The organism is Ureibacillus sp. FSL K6-2830 (genome assembly GCF_038004145.1).
GTDB lineage: Bacteria > Bacillota > Bacilli > Bacillales_A > Planococcaceae > Ureibacillus > Ureibacillus thermosphaericus.
The window spans coordinates 2874597-2894377 of record NZ_JBBOQR010000001.1 but is presented as its reverse complement, the minus strand read 5'-3'; the positions used below and the strand labels follow the sequence as shown (position 1 = coordinate 2894377).

The following is a 19781-nucleotide window of genomic DNA, read 5'->3' as shown; positions in this document are numbered from 1 at the left end:
TTTATTTAAATTTTGCCGATAGTCAATTCATTCTTATATGGACAACAATACCAAATTCAAAATGAAGAAACAAAAAAACACACCATTTTCAATGAATGGTGTGGGTTATAAATGTGGAGAAACTCGCTTATTAGAGCTGAAAAAATTTTTTACGACTAGTGTGGAATAGGAAAATGATTCAACCTTCTTTAGAATGCCGAAGTCCAACCGCCATCCACAACTACTACTGTTCCATTCATGAAACTTGAATCTTTAGATGCTAAGAAAAGGGCAACTTGAGCAATTTCTTCTGGTTTTCCTGAACGTGGGGATAGTTTATGAGTTAATCCTGATCGTTCCATCCCCAATTGACTAACGTTCGTAATGCTTGCACCGATATTTGTTTCAACAGCTCCCGGTGCTATTCCGTTTACACGTATTCCTTTATGTGCATACATAAAACCAGCATTTTTCGTTAATCCAACAACTGCATGTTTTGATGCTACATAGGCAGCACCGGCATGAGCACCATTTAACCCCCCAGTTGAAATCGTATTGATAATCACACCTTCTTTGTTTTGTTCCAACCAATAATTAACAGCTTTACGCATAGCACGCATTACACCTTTTAAATTAATATCAAAAATGCGATCCCATTTTTCATCTGTAATTTCTCCTACAGGTTCAAATCCATCCATTATCCCTGCATTATTAACTAAAATATCTAAAGTGCCATATTCATCAATTGCCGTTTGGACCATGTTTTCAACATCTTCTAATTGAGATACATCTGCTTTTACAGCGATACAAGTGCCACCATTTTCTGCAATACTTTCCTCAACCGCCTTTGCTCCTTCTAAATTGTAATCCGCTAAGATGACTTTCGCTCCTTCTTTTGCATATAACTCTGCAATCGCTTTTCCCATTCCTGAAGCTGCACCTGTCACAATGGCTACTTTATCTTGTAATTTCAATTTCATCCCTCCGATTTTGCATTTTTTGAACACCCATCTTAATTTTCATTTTATTTTTACAAAAAAGTTATTCAAGCTCCGCCGATTAATAAATTTGTAAATTTTATGAAACTATTTACATTTTCCATTAATTCTCCTTTTGATACTTGTTTACTTATTCATTGAGCACTAGAAAATAATTAAAAATAATAAGATAAAAATCTCTCTTTATCTACACAAATGTACTTACCCTCTTTCAAAGCCATTCATACATTAGATTTAGAAGGGGGTGAGTTGAATGGGTTACAAATACGATAACTACGGCTATGGCGGTGGATATTGCAATGGCTTCGCTTTACTCGTAGTGTTATTTGTTTTACTAATTATCGTTGGAGCAGGATTCAAAGGATTCTATTAATTCTTCCGATTATACCACCACCTGTCCCAAATCGACACTACGATGAAAGTTAATAAGTCCCAACGAAATTTTTGTTGGGGCTTTTAAATTGAAATAAGAGGCCATACATGAACACTCAATTGTTTTGAATAATGAGGAATTGGATTAATAGCTTTAGAACTGTTATTCAATACTGTTGATAAATTATTATGTTCTACTTCCATTAACTCTACTTCATGAACGATCCACGGTTCATGATAAATATCACAACGAAGTAATTTTCCTTGTGGATTTGTTGTATAAAAGCAATATCTTTCCAATAACCATTCGCCTAACGTTCCATGCTTCATACGGGATGCTTGAGAATGAACATTATATTGACATTTGAATGGTAAAGAATAGATTCTACTGCTTTCAGAATGGAATTGCTTTTCTGATTTTAATAGCGACATTTCCAAGTATATATACGGTAAATGAAACAACACCTTTGCCAATTTGGCAGTTACCCTATGACGAATCGCCAACTGAAAAAAATAGATACCTGGTTTATTTCCAGCTTTTACATACGTTCGCACATTCAACCCTGGAATTCCTCTACCCATTGGAACAGATGGTATGCCACGAATGCCAATCGCCTTCGTCAAGTATGATACAATCGTAACCCAACCTTGTCCTTCAAATGTATCAAGCATAAGATTTGGAGGAAGGTGTGCTTCTAATACATCTTTTTTTACTGGGTAGTGAAGAAATAAAATATCAGTCCAAGTTTGTTTCATCAACCAAGGGATTTTTTTGGCAATACATCTTTATTCGCATTATAAATTTCTCCCATATCCATCCTCAATCATCGATAGATTTTTCTATAATATTTTCAATTTTTATTGAAATTATGACTAGTAAGCGAAAAGTATGAAATTTTTCAACTTGTCAATAATGATATTAGAATAGAGAAATCGGGAGGCTATTTCATGAATTTACAACGCGCAAAAGAAATCGCCGAATCAGGTGCAATCGCAAATGTTTTATATAACGGACAGCGCATCTACATTCAGCATGTTGATGAAACGAAAGGAACAGCCCGTATTTATCCTTTAGATGACCCGGAAAATGAAAAGGAAGTACCCGTTGAACAATTATTAGAAAATTGATATCCCTCTTTCATTATTGTAAAAGTGCGCAAAACCGTTGCGCACTTTTATGATTGGCGCAAATGCAAACAACTTACTTTTACGTTTTAAAAAAATATATGATATATTTAATGAATGTCAAACAAGACGGTCGAAATGGACTGTCTCTTTTTATTATCATATTTTCAAAAGGAAGATGAAATTGATTAAGCAACCGAAATATATTTATACTTTTGTTTACCATCCTGACGAATTTGAGCTTTGTCGAATGGAAAGGCGCTCTTTATTTGGAATTGATACTGAACAAAATTTTATTATCACCGATCGTAAAATCAATCCTAGCCGCAGCCCTTTTATAGAAGATTGCTTAGAAGTGTATGTTAAGGCACATAGTTTTGAGGAACTAAAACAGATCATTAATGGTATAAAATTTACGGATTCTACTTACAAAGTGGTATGTCTTAACAAAATGGATATCGGAAATACAAAGAAAATCCATCATCCTGAAAGACGAAAAATTGAAAGGCAAATTGGACAGGCTATTGATGGAGAACCAGATTTAAACCAACCTGATGTTATTTTTGGTTTGCTTTACATAAATGAATGTTGGTATTTTGGAAAAGCGACAAAAGCTGAATCAATTTGGCGTAAACATTTACATAAGCCGAACAGTTATTCAACGGCTCTTAGCACGAGAGTGGCTCGAGCGATTGTTAACATCGCAATTCCCGAACCAGAAGGCATTCGAGCTATTGACCCTTGTTGCGGTATTGGAACAGTATTAATCGAAGCGTTATCTATGAATATTGATATTGTCGGAAGAGATATTAGTCCGCTCGTTTGTGTTGGAGCAAGGGAAAATATCGCCTATTTTGGATACGAAACGACTGTGACAAAAGGCTCCATTGCAGATGTAAAAGATTATTACGATGTAGCAATTGTGGATTTACCATATAATATTTATTCTCATCTTTCACCAGAACAAGAATACGATATCATTCAACACGCACGGCGCATTGCTGACCGGGTTTTATTTGTCTCCATCAAACCGATTGATGATTTAGTGCAAAAAGCTGGATTTACTATAATAGATCGCTCAGTTGCAAAAAAATCAACTTTTGTTCGATTTATTTTATTGTGTGAATAAATTCTTTACATTTGGGATTCATCCTTAATGAAAATGTTTATTTATGATGATTATCTTTCTTATATTGGCAAAATATGATTAAGAAATACTAGATTTATGATTTAATTGGCTTGCTCATTAATGTAAATGAAAAATCATCCGCTCTTGATTGTCGGATGATTTTTTATTTTAAATTTATATCAACTAATTTTTTTGAAACTATTCTCCTTTTAAAATCATCCTCCAAAGAATAGATCAAGTATGTTCGATGCCGTTGATGATTGTTTATTATAAAATTCTGAATATCCACAGCTTTTACAGTAAACAACAATGAAATGATTATGTTGAATATCAAACATTTTTGATAAACCAGTACCCGACATGGCTACTTCCTTTGTTGCTGCATTGCGACTTCCACATTTAATACACCCATTTTTTTGCAAAATTATCCCTACTTTCCTTTCCATTCTTTTCTATTCTATACGATTTCAATGTCCCTATAGTTTCAACAATTTGAAAGCTTAATAGAAAAAGGAAAACATCACCTTTGTCTTAAGTGGAAAAGGTGATGTTTTATCTATTTCCTCATTTATTGACTTGCAGCTACCATTTCATTAATTTGTTTTGATATGGCATCCTTTGTCGTTGAAAGTGTAATAGCTAGTTCGTTATACAAAAGATTGCTTGCCTCTTCCAATAATTTTGTTTCTTGTATTGGTAACTTTTTTCCTTCATTTTCGAATTGTAATTTTCTTCTTAACAACGTATTCAATAATTCTGCTAGCTCTTTACGATTTTCACTGCTAATGACGGAATTGAAAAACTGATTGAGATCTGTATTTTTTTCAATCCATACTTTTGCAGGTTGTTTAAAAATATTCATTAAATTTTTTGCTTCTTCTGCTGACAACATTTTTTTTAATTTCGATTGGTCACCATCTACAGGATAATATAATTTTAAATCTGGATAACTAATAGGATGCAAGACATAATATAATTTTTCTTTACCAGAAAAAAGTTTCTCTGCAACATCATCAATTACACAAACACCGTGACCGCCATATAATAAATATTCACCTACTTGGTACATGAAAAATCCTCCCTGCAAATGTATACCTATCAACTTCGTTAAGGTTTGTAATCATCATTCAGCCGACTATTTAAACCTATTACACTCTATCTCTACATGAAAGATATTGATTGAATGGCGAGTAAAAGTAAAAAAGGAGTTTAATATAACTGCTTATAAGAAGAAGCAATACAATTAACGAGGAAAGCAATGTACCGATATGATTTCAAATTGGCATATTTTATAACATTAATACGTCTATCTATACAGTGTGATTAACAAATAATCAGCACATCAATAATTAAATAGAAACTTCTACATAAAAATCCTATGAGTTTTATACAAAATATGGGAAAAGTTTCCATTTAGATATTATTCATTTAAAGAACGCGGAGTTTTTATATTCAGGAAATTTTCCATTGCTAAAAGAATTGCTGAAATAAAGTTAAGAGGGTATTAGTGAGGAATATGGAATCGAACAGCTTTAATGAAAAGATTATTACGGAAACAGCACACCATATATTATATGCATGAAATAAAAAAATGATACCATCATGAAATTAACCCAAGAAATGTTGAAATCACCGCATTTCTTGGGTTCTTGCTCTTTCCTATTAAATTACCAATTTACGATTCTACTCCGATAAAATCGAAGTAATCATATGTTTTGAATCCCACTCGCCTCTAGAGATTGTAGAAAGTTGATATTTTCGAGGGAACAATTGTTGATGAATTTCATCAATAGAATAGCCTTTCTTTGATAAACTTTTCACCTGATCCGTTAACATATATAAATAATCGAGCTTTTGCCGAAATGCTTTTTTACCATCTTTTATATACCCTGCATGACAACAAAACATTTCTCCGAAATCAAGTTGTAATACTTTTTCGATTGATCGAATGATTTGCGGTATACTTTCTTCACGTAATATAAGCTTTGTACGTGGAGTGACAAATAAATCACCAGCAAATAGTTGGCCAGTTGATTCGTTTAAAAATGACACATGATCTGCTGCATGACCTGGTGTTTCAATGACACGCCATCTATATTTTCGTGATTCGAAACTTTCCTCATGGGGATTTGCACGATATGGAGGCCGAATCCCCCAAAAAAACTTTCGATATAACATATAATTTGCTTTTTTCTTACTTTTTTCAATTGACATAGGATGCAAATATATTGGTATACCTTTATCACTCAAATATTTCGCACAACCTTCATGATCTTCATGGGCATGGGTAATCACAACGCGGTCAATGGAGAGGGGTTCATAAAATCCTATAAACTGTTTTCTCATGACATGTGCTCCGCAGTCAATGACTACACCATCTTGGTAAAATGAATAAACGTTTAACTTGACTTGTGAAAATGCATTCTTCCCTTCAAAAAGTTTAACATCCCCTTGTATGCTTTCGAAAAAACTTTGTTTTAGCAGCAACTAAACCACTCCAATTTGCACATTTATCGAACGTTGTATATTACTTCAGTAGCGTATTATGTAAACATCAGATTTCTTGAATGAATTGCACTTCGTCATAACCACACTCTTGACATACCATTAAATGTGGACAAACTTGGTCCCGTGCCGTATTCGGATAACCGTCTCCCATTTTCACCGTCTCTTCATCATTATAATGTCCATAAGGATCGAAATAATCGGAAACCTTCCCTGAATCCTCCAACCTATTCTTGCAATTTGGACAAAATACTTCTAATTCCTGCAAAGAATTGCAAAGTGGGCATTGTGCCATCCTTCATTCACCTCAATCATCATTATTCACATGTAAAATCGAGTAGGAGGGAGCGATTAACTCCCGTCCTCTCACACCACCGTACGTACGGTTCCGTATACGGCGGTTCAATTAAGATGATTGACGCAAGTCTTTATAACTTCCGTGAATAGCTGTTCTCTTTATGCCAGTGGTCACTCCACCCTCCAAGAGGTCTCCCACGGGATTCACCGCTTCCTTCCTCAAGTGAGGTACTACGTTTTCTGTGTTCATCATGACTCACTGAATGCCAAGGGCTATTCTCTCTTAATTGTTCGGTCCTTCTTAGTTGTTCTAGACCAACTAATACTATGACCTCTGCTGACTTCTGACGGTTCAGCTACTTATCACTAAGTAGGTTATGAAGCGTACTTCACCTATCCGCCAGACCTCCCCGGGTAAGTACATGCACTTTCACACCATCTATCCGCCTCATTTACTCGATATGACCTTCGACAGAAAGAGCTTTGTTTTGTTTCGCAAACTCACTCAATCATACCTAGCCTTATATGAGGTTCGTGTTCCTCGGACCGGTGTTTTGCCTCCAGCTTCCTTCAGATTCCGCGTCACCACGGACACCCTTGCTCTTGGCTAACCTCTACTTCTGTCTTCGGGGTTCGGGACTTACACCCTATAGTTCATGTACATGCCGGGCGCACGAAAAAAGCATTCCTTCAAGGGAAAGAATGCTTAATATCTTATCTATAAGCTACATTAGATGTACACAATGTAAGCAAATTAAAATCTATTAAAACAAACAGCATTCTCATACATTTTTTAAATAAGCCAAATAGTAAAACAAACTTACAAAAATAGCTCCTCCAACTGCATTTCCCAAAAAGACAGGAACAAAATTTGTTATATACTGCCCCCAAGTCATTTCACCTGCAAAAATAGCTGCAGGAATAATAAACATATTTGCTACAACATGTTGAAAACCGATTAATACGAAGATCATGATAGGAAACCAAATGGATAAAATTTTCCCAGAAAATGATGTCGTGCCGTAACACAACCAAACAGCTAGCGCTACAAGCCAATTACAACCGATTGCAGAAACGAAAGCTTCAATAAAACTTGCATTTACTTTCGCCAATGCTGTACTTACCGTTTTGTTTAAAAAATCTCCTTCCGTTAGTCCAACGACATGTCCAAAAAAATAAGCTACAAATAATGCACCAATCAAATTAAAAACGGTAACCCAAAACCAATTTCTTAAAAGCTTTGTAAAAGTAATCCTTTTGGCAAAATAGGACATTGCAACTGCCATCATATTTCCAGTAACTAATTCGCCACCAGCTAACAAAATTAATATTAATCCAATTGGGAACACAGTTGCTCCCATGAAGGTTACAAAACTCCCCCATTCATCAGGCATTGTTCCCGTTATCCGAATAAATGCCAGATACCCTAATGAGATAAATGCCCCTCCTAAAAATCCTAAAATCAGCATTTGAAAAAGGGACATATTCGCCTTTTCTTCTCCTTTTTGAACGGCGATTTGGGCTATTTCCTTAGGACTGTAATCCATGTTAGACCTCCCAAGTCCTTTATTTTATAGAATAAGAGCTACATAGCCCGCGTTAATTTTTATAAATTTAGGAAATTAGTTGTTCAGAATATTTTTAATTCTTTTTATAGATTAATTATTATTAGGAGACAATATGTTATTCAAAATATTTTACCATTAAATAATGAGGGATACCTTCCTCCAAAAATTCATCCGAATTAATGATATAACCTAGCTTTTCGTAAAAAACTTTCGCATGAGATTGTGCATGTAACTTTACTTTTTGGCAGTCTTTTTCTTTTGCAATCTTCTCTAATTCTTGCACGATTAATTTTCCAATGCCAAATTTACGATATGGTTGCAATACACAAATTCTTTCCAATTTACCAAAACCATCTACGAAGCGTATTCTTCCAGCCCCAACAGGCTTGTCATCGACAACAATCAATAGATGTTCGCAAGGAGAAAGAAGGTTATCATACTCATCGATTTCGCTTTCCATTGGAACACCCTGTTCTTCAACAAATACTTCTTTTCGAATTGAAAAAGCTTTTTCTAATTGTTCCTCTGTCGACACACGAATTACTTCAATCTTCATGTTATCCCCTTCCCATTTTCAATAAAATCTGTATATTAATTTACCATTATTAATATAAAAATACATGTATTTTCAATTGCTATATAAAAAAATCCACTATACTAAATAATATCTGAATTATAGTACTTGGTAATAAACAGATGGAGTGATATTTATTAGAGTTCATCAAAATAAACATTACTATGTTATAAGATTGTTAAATTTTTAACTAGACATCACCCTCAATGGCGGTTACTATAGTATACGAAGGTATTCTGTAAATCTAAATGTATTAGATTTTGTTTTTAAAAACACGAATCATTAATTTCGTGTTACATTTTTTGCTAATACACTTTAGTTTACTAAACAACTAAATAATTAGATTACTAATATAAGGAGCGTATACTACATGAAACGTAAAATAGCTTTATTTTTCTTCATGACGTTGATCATCTTAGTATTAGCTGCGTGTGGTTCATCATCTAAAGAAGAATCAAATGGCACAAAAGATGAAGCAAAAGATAAAGAAACTTTAATAATTGGTATCGATGATAAGTTTGCACCAATGGGATTCCGTGACGATCAAAACGAAATCGTTGGTTTTGATATCGACATGGCTCGTGCTGCTGCAGAAAAAATGGGTGTTGAAGTGGAGTTCCAACCAATCGATTGGACTACAAAAGAAACTGAATTATCCAGTGGCCGTATCGATTTAATTTGGAACGGTTACACTATAACAGATGAACGTAAACAGAAAGTATTATTTACAAAACCTTACTTAGAAAACGCACAAGTTGTTGTAACATTAGTAGATTCTCCTATTACAAAAATCAATGAACTTGCTGGAAAACAAGTGGGAGTTCAAGCATTGTCTTCTGCATTGGATGCGTTAAATGAACATCCTATTAGCAATGAAGTAAATTTAAATGAATACAAAGATAATGTACTTGCATTAACAGACTTAAAAAATGGTCGCCTTGATGCAGTTGTAATCGACAAAGTTGTCGTTGAATATTACATGACACAAGAACCAGATACATTTACAATTCTTGAAGAAGAACTTGCTCCAGAACAATATGGAGTTGGTGTGAAAAAAGGAAATGAAGAATTACTTGAAAAACTGCAGGCAGCATTAGATGAAATGAATGAAGACGGTACTGCAGCTGAAATATCTGAGAAATGGTTCGGTGAAGATCGAGTATTAAAATAATATATATGCTAAAATAGAATGTCATTATTTTCGATAAGAGTTTCCATGTGACAATGGAACTCTTATTTTTTGGGAGGAAACATCATGGTTGATTACTGGAATCGGATTGTTTGGCCGATGCTTGAAGGAGCTCAAATGACCATTTTGCTCTTTTTCATTGCCATTCTTGTATCAATTCCATTAGGATTTATTCTAACACTTGCCGTACAAAGCCGTTTTAAGCCCCTTGCATGGCTTTCACAAATATATATTACCGTCATGCGAGGCACTCCCCTATTATTGCAGCTCTTGTTAATCTGCTTTGGATTGCCGATGCTGCCTGTGGTAGGAGAATATTTAGTATTTGATCGTTTCGTTGCGGCTTGTTTTGGATTCGTATTAAACTATGCAGCCTATTTTGCTGAAATCTTTAGAGGCGGGCTCATTTCCATCGACAAAGGGCAATATGAAGCAGCAAAAGTACTTGGCTTAACAAAATGGCAAACGACAACACGCATCATATTACCCCAAATGTTTCGAGTAGCCTTGCCTGCTGTTGCCAACGAATCCATTACGCTCATCAAAGATACCGCGCTACTTTATGCAGTTGCAGTGCCAGAATTATTACACTTTGCACAAACAGCTGTAAACAGAGAGTTTACAATTGTCCCTTACTTTATTGCGGGAGTAATTTACTTAGCGATGACACTCATATTGACGGTATTCTTTAAATGGTTAGAGCGTCGATATAAATACGAATAGAGGTGAAAAAATTGGCGCTAATAGAAGTTGCAAATTTGAAGAAATCATTTGGGAACCAGGAAGTATTAAAATCCATTTCATTTTCGGTAGATAAAAAAGAAGTTATTGCAATGATCGGCCCTTCAGGTTCAGGAAAGAGTACATTGTTACGCAGTTTAATTCATTTAGAAGAAATTGATAAAGGTAGTATTTGTATCGACGGCGATTTTTTAGTAAAAGATGGGCAATATGCTAACCAAGCAGATATACGAAAAATTACAGGAAAAATGGGAATGGTGTTTCAACACTTTAACTTATTCCCTCACTTAACTGTTAAAGAAAATCTGATTTTAGCCCCGAAACTTAGAAAATCCGAATCGATGGAAGAAATAGAAAAACGCTGTATGGATTTATTGCGAAAAGTGGGATTGTCCGATAAAGCGAATGCTTATCCTAGCAATCTGTCAGGCGGTCAAAAACAGCGTGTTGCTATTGCACGAGCCCTTATGTTAAATCCACAAATCCTGCTGTTTGATGAACCTACTTCTGCCCTTGACCCGGAATTAACGGGAGAAGTGTTGAAAGTCATGAAGGATTTAGCAGAAGAACATATGACGATGATTGTCGTAACGCATGAAATGGGCTTTGCAAGAGAAGTGGCAAATCGTGTGATCTTTATGGATGGCGGAGAAATAATTGAATCGAATGAGCCGGAACAATTCTTCCAACATCCTCAACATGAACGTACGAAAGCATTTTTACATAAAAATTGGAAATAAATAGATCCTGAAATTCATTTTGAGGCGACCTTCTGCGACGGGGATGATGACATTTTGATATGCCTCCGCGGAGCAAAAATTATAAAAATACTTAGCCTGACCAAAATTTTAGCACTTTTTGGTCAGGCCCTTTTTAATCTAAGTTGATTGTTTCGTTGAATAAAATACCAAAATAACGATATTTTATATGGATATTATGGATTTCTTCATGATGATTCACAGTGAGCCCATAAATTGTATCGTCTACTGTTGCTTTTCTTTCCCCTTGTTTTCTTAATACATTCTCCGGAACTGTTCCTTTTGGAATTGAAACATCCTGTATATTTTTAAACTCAATATTTTCCCTAGCTTCTGATTTTTCATCAATCGTTCCTTTAAAGCCCTCTAAAGCATTGCTAACTTGCATTTTTAAAACATTTGGATCTGCATTATTATTGACTTTTACCCCTGTTACTTTCAATTCTCCGAAACCTTTATTCCCTAAAGCAACCACAACCGTTTTATTATCTTCACTATTGAAAACTGTCCTTGTTGCTAATGGTGGGGTCGCTTTTATATAAATAAATATTCCACCGATTAAAATAACGAATATAAGTGCAAAAAGTAAAATTTTTTTCAAAGCCCTCATCCTTTAAAATGAAATTCCAAATCGGCAATACCAATTTTAGTTTATACTACTTCAATGCTGTGTTGAAGGATGTAAAAGGTAAAACTATGTGAAAATTCATTACAGAACCCACGCTTATTCTGAAATTTTGCCTTTATGTTTACAAGCAATATTGGTATATTGTAGTAAAGATGGTCTAAGGGGGATTGTAAATGGGAGAATATGTAATAAAACAATTTGTACGAACAAGAATCGTATTAAAACAAACTTTGGAAAACATTAAGCCCGAGATTTGTTTAACAGTTCCTTGGGGATTTAATAACAATATTTTGTGGCAAGCGGGACATATTTTAACAACTGCAGAATTTTTCTTATTTAAAGGGAAAGAGTCGATTCCGGAAAGTTATCAAAAACTCTTCGGTCCTGGTACGAAACCGGCTGATTGGCCAACGGATGTACCTTATATTGAAACTTTGCTACGCCAGCTGGATGAACAATTAGAACGCATTCAAGCAATTGATGTAAATACCTTTAATGAACAGTTGCCAAAAAGATTGATCGGAAATGAAACAAAGGGGGAATTAGCTGCTTTTGCTGCCTTCCATGAGGCTATGCATGTTGGACAAATTCAGGCAATGAGACGATTGATAGAATACAAAAAATAAAACTATTGGATTGGGGTTTCTGGGCTATCGATTTCGCCAAAGATCATTGCAGCAAATTAGTTTGGCAACATGTAATTATAGTTTGGACTCTGAACCTGAGGATGTCCAAAAAGTTTTTTTGAGACATCCTCGTATAATCATTGAACAAACTTAACGCTTTCGCCAATATTATATTCTTTTTGCTTTTCCTCTCCATCTTCCATCCACTTGACGGTCAACACCCCTTCGTTTAACCGCTCGATGATTTCTTCTTCCGAAATTTCACCCATATAAAGGACGATTTCTTCTTGTACAATATACTCCTTTTTAGCTGTATTATCATATTCAAAACCGCTTCCTGTCCAATATACATCTGATGTCAACAAATTCTTAAGAGATTCGGACATTTCCGTTTCGATATCTTCTATTTGATCCGAATACTTAAATTTAAATGAAAAATTCAACTTTCGAAAATATTTTTGGTCCGGATGTTCCACATATTCCAATGCTCCTAGGGTTTGATAAGTTTCATCATCGATGGCCGTGATTTCGGTCCGTATTTGCATATACGGTCTATTTAAAGAATACAAGTAACCAGCTGTAAAAAGAATGATAAATAAAATCGATGTAGCGAGTAGTGCAATTACTTTTCTTTTCAACTTGTAACACCCTTTTTCTCTTATTTCATCTATCGAGGATAGTGGTAATTTGAATTGGTATACATGAATAAATAATTCTTGATAAAATTATATTTTCCTGTTAATTGGAGAAAAATTCTATTGGTTAAGCTTCATCATATATTGTTTCGTATCAAAATAGTTATTTTATGCATTTCATGACGATAGGATTGATGAATAAACTCTTTAAAAAATGGTTCTAAATTTTTCTTTCCCATCGATAACGATTCATGCCAATTTGACACTTTCATCAGGACTCTTTATTATCATCATAGAGTATTAGGAAAGGTGACGTGCTTAAGATGAGACCACCATTAACAAATGGAGAGAGGGAGTCCCTTTTTCCATACGCTACAAAAGAACAACTCGATTTCATCATGAATAATATCAAACAAAGGTTTCGATCAAAATTCTTCAATAAGATGGCAGAGAAAAAAGTGACGCTCGTCCGTTCACAAGATATCACTTTGGAAGATATTGAAATCGATGCTAAGTACTGGGTTCTTGAAAATTATATTGACTACGGAAAAGGCAACTACTTGGGGCGATGTGCCTGCAATAGAAAATTAAGACGTGTGTTTACTGTAAAACATGAAGTGACTGGCAAAAGGATCGACTATGGCGAAGACCATTTTATGCAATTTCTCGGAATCGACAAAAAGATTTTATATGATATCATAAAAGACTTTTCCATTATTAATTTTGAACTTGATGAATTGCTTATAAAAATCAAAGAAAAACAATATGGCTACGATTTATTGGAAAGGGATTTTCACGGAATGGAATTGCCGGAAGATATACAAGCACATATCAACGCAAATGTTCCCTTATTGGACCGGCAAATTGATCGTTTGTCACGAAAATTGCGCGAATTGCAAAGAGAAACAAAGAAAAAAGAAGCAGAAGCCTTGACGAAAATGCTGGAAGAAGAAAATAAACGAATAATCGAACAAATGGAGCGGGAAAAAAGAAAATTGGAATCAATTGTTGAAAGAGTTCGTCAAAATCTCCCTCCAAAACCCGCAAAAGAAATGATTGCATATCAACTTATATTAAATGGCATTTCCAGTACCGTAGAAGTTTGCCACATATTAATTGATTATTTCAACCAAGATGGTACATTATCTGCCGGAATCCATAAAAGGCCAAGAATTCTGCCCTCGATTCTTCAATATCTCCTTAGCCAAGCTGAAAAAGGAAATTTAATACTAGTGGAAAAATTGGGAGTAGAGGATTGTATTTTTAAACCAAACGATTTCTCTATCCAATTTGAATTGGAAGAATTGGATGATGAAGATCACAAAGATCAAGGAGAAGAGCAACTTTCGTTATTTCTGTAACGTTCAACGAAGCTGAATCAAGCTAAAAATTAGAAAGGAACAGGTAAAGAATATTTATTTCAGCAAATTTATTCTATTGGGGGAGAATCATTTCTAATTACAATTTGGCAGTCAATTCGATGTCCAGAATCCATATCTATCTAAAAATAATTGGCGAATACGAATAGAGAAAGCAAATTCTAGAATAATTAAAATATTTGGATTAATAAACTTTCCAATAATTTCAATATTTTTATATTAGAAAACATTGTCATCATTCTTTATTGGTCATCAAATGATTGAATCCATATCCAATTTGTAACATTTGCTGAAAAATATTCTTTACACTATTAACCTAATTATCCATTAAATTTGTAATAATTGAAATACTGATATCATAATTGATGATTTTTATGTCATAAATGCCAAAATGATATACTACATTTATATATAGAATTTTATTAAAATTCCCTTTAATATTCATCATCAATATTCCATACACTATATCCAATCAGGAAAAATAATGACTATTTTTGTTTCTCAAACGAACTTTAACCAAGACATAAGAAAATCCCAATTAGGAATATTGTACCTAATTGGGAGCATATCAATTGCTATATTTCCGTTCTCTTTACGATTTATCGTTTGTCTTACGGTTCCTTTTATTTGCTACGTTGTGGTCAAATTCTCTTGCAATCTCTTCTGCCCTTTTTCTTCTATTATCCTTTTGGTTTCCTGTGTTTAAATTCATTTTTCGCTTCTTTTTCATTCTACTCACCTCCGTTGTCTTATTTTGTACAACTTTAGGGAAAATGCTTATGCCACAATCTAGAAAAGGGTGAAAATAATAGAAGGATGAAGTGCCAAATTACATATGGAATTTTAATAATCTTTTTATCGATACGATTTAGAAAAGAAAAATTAAATCCTAACTCTTTTATATGCTCTTTTCTTATTTTTTCAGCATACATCATTTTATCTGCGTTTTTGAAGATTTTTTACATAAGTCCAATCGAATGGGGTGAAAATGCCCATCCTAATTGATAATTCAATCGGCAAAATAGGATTGCTTTGGTTATACTTATCAATTGCGCGCCGTATTTTTGAAAAAATGGTTTTGACATCCTTTTCAGTTGTATTTTCTATTAGAACGACAAATTCATCCCCGCCATATCTTGCTATGGTCTCTGAATACAGTTGATTTTTCAATAAATTCCCCATCTGTATTAATAATTTGTCACCATATGTATGACCAAGGGAATCATTCATATGTTTCAAATTATCCAAATCACATATAATGATGCCAATGATCTGTTATCAAATGAATTTAGTTTTGCCTCTTGTTTCTCATAATAATTTCGATTAAAAAGTCCTGTTAGGCTATCATAATAACTAAGCTCTTCCAGTTTTTCTTCGAGAGCTTTTTGTACAGTAGTATCCCGGCTAAATACAACAATTTTTTCCAGCTCAACATTCTCGTTATAAAACGGAATGACCCGATCTTCGCAAACAAATGTATTGGCCATCTTTTGTTCTAAATCGTGATTGCAATGACTGGTTAAAATTGGTATTATTGGATATTTTGGAGTATTGCACATGTAAATCTTCTGGCCAATTTAATGAAATGATATGGAAGGAAATAATATTGAAAACAAATTAATTGATGTTACGTTTTTAGGAAATATATTTATTTTCAATAATAATCTATACGATTCAAGTAAGAAATTTTTTATTAAACATCCAATCTTTAATTCACGAAAAAAATCCCTACAGCCAATATTGACTGTAAGGTTTTAAAAACGTCTCAAGAGGTGCTTGATCAAATCATATGTGTACAAACGATCAATTGAAGGTGTAAATTAAGACGTCACCACGACGCCCTTCCTTTCATAACTTTGCCGGTGATTGTGACAACATTGTCTTTTTCCATAATGTTCAATTCTACCTGTTCCCCAACATAGACAGGCGATTGGAATTGCAAATGGAATTCAGCTGGAAATTGCATGATTTCTAATTCATTGGCTAAAATGCCCCATACTTTCGCCAAAGATAGCATCCCATGGGCCATTTTTCCCGAAAAGCCGTGAGCCTTGGCATATTCATTGTCAAGATGAATCGGATTATAATCTTCTGACAACTCTGCATAACCTTCGATATCCTTTTCTGTCACTTCAAACTGTATTTTTTTCAATTACACCACCTGCTATCAAATGAGAGATTCCGTTAAAACAGAGATGATTCTGCTGATCAAATATTTCCAATTCCTGAAGAATAAATAGTTTATTATGACGGAATGAATGCTTTGATATTTTAACGGTACCGGTATAAATTTCATCCGCATACATGATTCTGTACAGCCGGCATTCCTGTTTCCTGAGAATGACCGGTTCGGAAAGCTTCCAAGGTAATTTAATGTGACGGTAGGCAATCATCGCCATCGCCGGTGGCACAGGTATCCCTTTATACCCCTGCTCCAATGCCGCTTCCATATTGCGAAAGATCGGATTTTTCACTCCGGCTAATTCGGTATAACGAAGAACTTCTTCTTTTGTAAAACAAACTGCATAACTCTCCGATTTCAATTCATCACCTCATTTATTTAAGAGGTACTTTGATATAATATGTCCCTGTTCTTCTATGCCAACCATTTGGCCGCTCGGTGGACATAGTTCATTCCTGTTCTCCAATTGCTTCAAACAACATTGCCACCCCTACGCCTCCGCCACTGCCGATAGCAGCAAGGACATATCTAGTCCTTGGATGCCGTTGAACTTCATAAAATAATCTTGTTACTAAAACCGCACCCGATGCACCGTATGGGTGGCCAATCACAAGTGCACCACCATGAACATTTATTTTTTCCAATGGAATCGACAGCTCCTGAGTACAAGCAACAATTTTGGACGCAAACGCTTCATTTATTTCAATAAGATCAATATCATCAATCGTCAAAGCATTTCGTTCAAGCAATTCTTTGATCGCAGGCACCGGAGCAAATCCAGGGTAAAAAGGATGCACACCCGACACTTGGCTGTCGACATAACGAAGCAGCGGTTTATATCCAAGTTTTTCCGCCAGACCAGCTTCCGTGACAAGAACTGCACTTGCACCATCATGAATTCCGCAGCTATTTGCCGCTGTTACCGTTCCATTTTTCACAAAAACGGGATTCGCCCGTTTCACTATCTTCTCCATATTCCGTTTACGCTGCCATATTTCATCGCATTCCAAGCCGTCTACAGGAAAGATTTCCTCATCATAGATTCCATTGCTGTAAGCATTCCGGCTTCGCGTCCAGCTTAACAAAACATACTCATCCTGCATTTTTCTTGTAATGCCAAACTTCTCAGCTACATATTCCGCAGCCACTCCCATATCCGGATCCCCGATTCTCTCTGGTGAAAACCGGGCACGCTTCGGGAAGGGAGAGGTGCTGACGCTTTCAACTCCTCCTGCCATATAGCACGATCCGGCACCTGCACGAACAAAAAGACAAGCCATGCGAATAGCCTCAAGTCCTGCAGAACACTGACGGTCAATAGTGATTCCGGGCACGGAGAAGGGAAGACCTGCCTCTAAAGCTGATAAACGTGCGATATTGCCTCCAGGACCAACAACATTGCCAAGTATGACGTCATTAATCTTCTCCTCGATTCCCTTGGCTAAAAAAGAAAGAAGCGGCGCCGCTAATTGATGTGCCTGCAGATGACATAAAGCCCCGTTTTCACGGGCAATCGGAGTTCTTTTCGCTGCAACAATTACCGCATCTCTCATGTCATCATTCTCCTTTCGCACCTACTTCTCTTTACCGCGGCAGCTCATCCCTTTCTATCATGGGGTGTTTACAATCATTAATCGAAGTGGCATTCACCAGTCTTTTCTCCAGCAACCTCAGAAGCTCTCCACGGGCGATTTTCCCGCTGGTAGTCATAGGCATTTCTTCTGTAAAATACCATTTGCGCGGCACTTTATATGAAGCCAAATGCGTTTTGCAATACCGCTTTAATTCCCGTTCAGATACATCTCCCTGTATAATACCTACCGCAATTTGCCCCCAATACGGATCGCTTAATCCAACCACAGCCGCTTTTTCCACTTTCGGATGCTTCGTCAAAACAGCTTCGATTTCCTCAGGGAAAAGATTTATACCACCATACAAAATCATATTATTCTCCCTGCCCGCGACATAGAGATAACCTTCCTCGTCGATCCATCCCATATCATTGACCGTCACCCAACCTTGTTCATCTGCAATTGATTTCGCGTATCCACCCGGTTCTGTGATATAACCAATAAATGTCATAGGGCTTTTTACATAGATTTTCCCAATTTCTCCGACACCGGCAATTTCTCCATTATGGCGGCGAATCTGAACCTTCACATTATGAAACGGCCTGCCAACAGAATCTGGCTTTCTTTCATTATTAGAAAATGAAACAAAACTAAGCTCACCTGCACCATAAAACTCAAACAATGTCAGGTTTGGAAACATTGAGCGGATTCTATTTCTCGTATGTACCTCTAATTTCGCCCCAGAAGAAATTAATTTCAACGGTTGCTTCACCGATGTGTTTTTTTTAAGAAGCGCCTCAGCCATCGTCGGAACAATATACACTACTGAAACCGGATGATCCCTGATAACTGAAAACATTTTTTCAGGGGAAAATTTGTCCAATACATACACGGTTCCACCGATAAACAAAGTACTCATCGCTCCAAATAACGAATGGGAATGAAAAAGCGGACCGGGAATCAGCACGTGGTCGTTTTCCTTGATGCCAAATTCACGGCGAGTGCACACAAAACTTTCTATCCAAGACAAGTGCGAACGGATAAAAGCCTTTGGCGAACCGGTTGAGCCTGATGTAAATCCAAGATAAAACGGAAGCGAATCGTCTAAATCCGGAAAGTTTTTCTTTGGTGGCATTTCCGCAATTTTTTCTTTGCATTCTTCCCAAATCCATACATTCTGATTAAACCCTATTTCTTTTGAAAAAAGATTTGTTGTAGTAATGATGACATCAGGTTGGGCAAGTTCAATACGTTTTTGCAGTTCTTCTTTCTTCCATTTTAAATCAAGGGGAACTGCCTTCCATCCGGCAGCAGCTGCCCCTGCAAAAACCTGCAAAAACGGAATTCCATTCGGCAAATGGATGCCAACTGTTTTATGATGGGAATCCATTGCCTGAAACCATGTGGCCGTTTTCCGTACCGCTTTATCCCATTCACGGTATGTTAAAACTCCATCTTTCGTTATTAGTGCAGCTTTATTGGGAAAAAGCTTTGCATGCTTTGAATAGGGAGAAGTAATCACACC

25 protein-coding genes are annotated in these 19781 nt (G+C 35.7%); 8 read left to right on the top strand and 17 right to left on the bottom strand.

The genetic code is table 11. From position 1 onward, the window contains the following. Positions 1 to 188: 188 nt before the first annotated feature. A complete protein-coding gene (locus tag NSU17_RS14350) occupies positions 189 to 953 on the bottom strand; it encodes an SDR family oxidoreductase (RefSeq protein WP_016838455.1) in 765 nt (254 codons plus the stop codon). A gap of 277 nt (positions 954 to 1230) precedes the next feature. On the opposite strand from NSU17_RS14350, the gene NSU17_RS14345 reads away from it, so the two are divergent. Beyond that, positions 1231 to 1350, top strand: a complete 120-nt coding sequence (locus NSU17_RS14345; RefSeq protein WP_016838457.1) for a YjcZ family sporulation protein — start codon at positions 1231 to 1233, stop codon at positions 1348 to 1350. An 83-nt stretch (positions 1351 to 1433) separates the two neighbouring features. Here NSU17_RS14345 and NSU17_RS14340 read toward each other — a convergent pair whose 3' ends face one another. Continuing rightward, positions 1434 to 2105, bottom strand: coding sequence for a YqjF family protein (locus tag NSU17_RS14340; RefSeq protein WP_340705333.1), 672 nt, complete (start codon positions 2103 to 2105; stop codon positions 1434 to 1436). A gap of 192 nt (positions 2106 to 2297) precedes the next feature. Here NSU17_RS14340 and NSU17_RS14335 point away from each other — a divergent pair, with 192 nt between their 5' ends. Together NSU17_RS14335 and NSU17_RS14330 are read left to right on the top strand one after the other, a co-directional pair. Then, positions 2298 to 2477 (top strand): small acid-soluble spore protein H, encoded by a 180-nt coding sequence (locus NSU17_RS14335; protein WP_016838461.1) that lies wholly within the window; start codon positions 2298 to 2300, stop codon positions 2475 to 2477. A gap of 175 nt (positions 2478 to 2652) precedes the next feature. Continuing rightward, on the top strand, positions 2653 to 3603 hold the full coding sequence (locus tag NSU17_RS14330) for a TRM11 family SAM-dependent methyltransferase (RefSeq protein ID WP_340436275.1): 951 nt from the start codon (positions 2653 to 2655) through the stop codon (positions 3601 to 3603). A 215-nt stretch (positions 3604 to 3818) separates the two neighbouring features. Here NSU17_RS14330 and NSU17_RS14325 read toward each other — a convergent pair whose 3' ends face one another. From NSU17_RS14325 to NSU17_RS14300, 6 genes are all read right to left on the bottom strand, one after another. Beyond that, entirely contained in the window at positions 3819 to 4025 is a 207-nt protein-coding gene (locus tag NSU17_RS14325; RefSeq protein ID WP_016838465.1) for a zinc ribbon domain-containing protein, read from the bottom strand. Between the two features lie 146 nt (positions 4026 to 4171). Beyond that, positions 4172 to 4672, bottom strand: coding sequence for a CarD family transcriptional regulator (locus NSU17_RS14320; protein ID WP_340705332.1), 501 nt, complete (start codon positions 4670 to 4672; stop codon positions 4172 to 4174). Between the two features lie 614 nt (positions 4673 to 5286). Beyond that, on the bottom strand, positions 5287 to 6090 hold the full coding sequence (locus NSU17_RS14315; protein ID WP_340436271.1) for an MBL fold metallo-hydrolase: 804 nt from the start codon (positions 6088 to 6090) through the stop codon (positions 5287 to 5289). A gap of 67 nt (positions 6091 to 6157) precedes the next feature. Continuing rightward, positions 6158 to 6403, bottom strand: a complete 246-nt coding sequence (locus tag NSU17_RS14310) for a hypothetical protein (RefSeq protein ID WP_096551409.1) — start codon at positions 6401 to 6403, stop codon at positions 6158 to 6160. 784 nt (positions 6404 to 7187) lie between these two features. Beyond that, positions 7188 to 7952 carry a formate/nitrite transporter family protein gene (locus NSU17_RS14305; protein WP_340436448.1) on the bottom strand — a complete coding sequence of 255 codons (765 nt, stop codon included), beginning with the start codon at positions 7950 to 7952 and terminating at the stop codon, positions 7188 to 7190. Between the two features lie 136 nt (positions 7953 to 8088). Then, positions 8089 to 8529 (bottom strand): GNAT family N-acetyltransferase, encoded by a 441-nt coding sequence (locus NSU17_RS14300; protein ID WP_340436450.1) that lies wholly within the window; start codon positions 8527 to 8529, stop codon positions 8089 to 8091. 388 nt (positions 8530 to 8917) lie between these two features. Here NSU17_RS14300 and NSU17_RS14295 point away from each other — a divergent pair, with 388 nt between their 5' ends. From NSU17_RS14295 to NSU17_RS14285, 3 genes are all read left to right on the top strand, one after another. Then, the gene (locus tag NSU17_RS14295) at positions 8918 to 9718 is read left to right on the top strand and encodes an amino acid ABC transporter substrate-binding protein (protein ID WP_168412606.1); all 801 of its coding nucleotides are present in this window, start codon (positions 8918 to 8920) and stop codon (positions 9716 to 9718) included. An 84-nt stretch (positions 9719 to 9802) separates the two neighbouring features. Next, a complete protein-coding gene (locus NSU17_RS14290) occupies positions 9803 to 10459 on the top strand; it encodes an amino acid ABC transporter permease (RefSeq protein WP_340434772.1) in 657 nt (218 codons plus the stop codon). Between the two features lie 11 nt (positions 10460 to 10470). Further along, positions 10471 to 11217 (top strand): amino acid ABC transporter ATP-binding protein, encoded by a 747-nt coding sequence (locus NSU17_RS14285; protein ID WP_340705331.1) that lies wholly within the window; start codon positions 10471 to 10473, stop codon positions 11215 to 11217. Positions 11218 to 11350: 133 nt separating this feature from the next. Here the strand turns inward: NSU17_RS14285 and NSU17_RS14280 are convergent, their stop codons facing one another. Then, a complete protein-coding gene (locus NSU17_RS14280; RefSeq protein ID WP_340705330.1) occupies positions 11351 to 11836 on the bottom strand; it encodes a hypothetical protein in 486 nt (161 codons plus the stop codon). A gap of 200 nt (positions 11837 to 12036) precedes the next feature. Here NSU17_RS14280 and NSU17_RS14275 point away from each other — a divergent pair, with 200 nt between their 5' ends. Continuing rightward, a complete protein-coding gene (locus NSU17_RS14275) occupies positions 12037 to 12489 on the top strand; it encodes a DinB family protein (RefSeq protein WP_340434779.1) in 453 nt (150 codons plus the stop codon). Positions 12490 to 12626: 137 nt separating this feature from the next. Here the strand turns inward: NSU17_RS14275 and NSU17_RS14270 are convergent, their stop codons facing one another. Then, positions 12627 to 13127, bottom strand: coding sequence for a hypothetical protein (locus tag NSU17_RS14270; RefSeq protein WP_340705329.1), 501 nt, complete (start codon positions 13125 to 13127; stop codon positions 12627 to 12629). 320 nt (positions 13128 to 13447) lie between these two features. Between NSU17_RS14270 and NSU17_RS14265 the strand changes: the two genes are divergently transcribed. Beyond that, on the top strand, positions 13448 to 14485 hold the full coding sequence (locus NSU17_RS14265) for a hypothetical protein (RefSeq protein WP_340434783.1): 1038 nt from the start codon (positions 13448 to 13450) through the stop codon (positions 14483 to 14485). A 610-nt stretch (positions 14486 to 15095) separates the two neighbouring features. On the opposite strand, the gene NSU17_RS14260 is transcribed toward NSU17_RS14265, so the two are convergent. From NSU17_RS14260 to NSU17_RS14230, 7 genes are all read right to left on the bottom strand, one after another. Beyond that, entirely contained in the window at positions 15096 to 15233 is a 138-nt protein-coding gene (locus NSU17_RS14260) for a hypothetical protein (RefSeq protein WP_340434785.1), read from the bottom strand. 206 nt (positions 15234 to 15439) lie between these two features. Then, positions 15440 to 15733 carry a GGDEF domain-containing protein gene (locus NSU17_RS14255; protein ID WP_340705520.1) on the bottom strand — a complete coding sequence of 98 codons (294 nt, stop codon included), beginning with the start codon at positions 15731 to 15733 and terminating at the stop codon, positions 15440 to 15442. Positions 15734 to 15738: 5 nt separating this feature from the next. Beyond that, entirely contained in the window at positions 15739 to 16062 is a 324-nt protein-coding gene (locus tag NSU17_RS14250) for a hypothetical protein (protein ID WP_340705328.1), read from the bottom strand. A 269-nt stretch (positions 16063 to 16331) separates the two neighbouring features. Next, positions 16332 to 16655: a MaoC family dehydratase gene (locus tag NSU17_RS14245; RefSeq protein ID WP_208650071.1), complete on the bottom strand. Its 324-nt coding sequence runs from the start codon at positions 16653 to 16655 to the stop codon at positions 16332 to 16334. After that, the gene (locus tag NSU17_RS14240) at positions 16636 to 17046 is read right to left on the bottom strand and encodes a hypothetical protein (protein ID WP_340705327.1); all 411 of its coding nucleotides are present in this window, start codon (positions 17044 to 17046) and stop codon (positions 16636 to 16638) included. The genes NSU17_RS14245 and NSU17_RS14240 overlap by 20 nt, the downstream gene beginning before the upstream one ends. Before the next feature lie 88 nt (positions 17047 to 17134). Then, positions 17135 to 18238, bottom strand: a complete 1104-nt coding sequence (locus NSU17_RS14235; RefSeq protein WP_340705519.1) for an acetyl-CoA C-acyltransferase — start codon at positions 18236 to 18238, stop codon at positions 17135 to 17137. Between the two features lie 31 nt (positions 18239 to 18269). Then, on the bottom strand, positions 18270 to 19778 hold the full coding sequence (locus tag NSU17_RS14230) for an AMP-binding protein (protein WP_340434798.1): 1509 nt from the start codon (positions 19776 to 19778) through the stop codon (positions 18270 to 18272). Positions 19779 to 19781 lie beyond the last annotated feature (3 nt).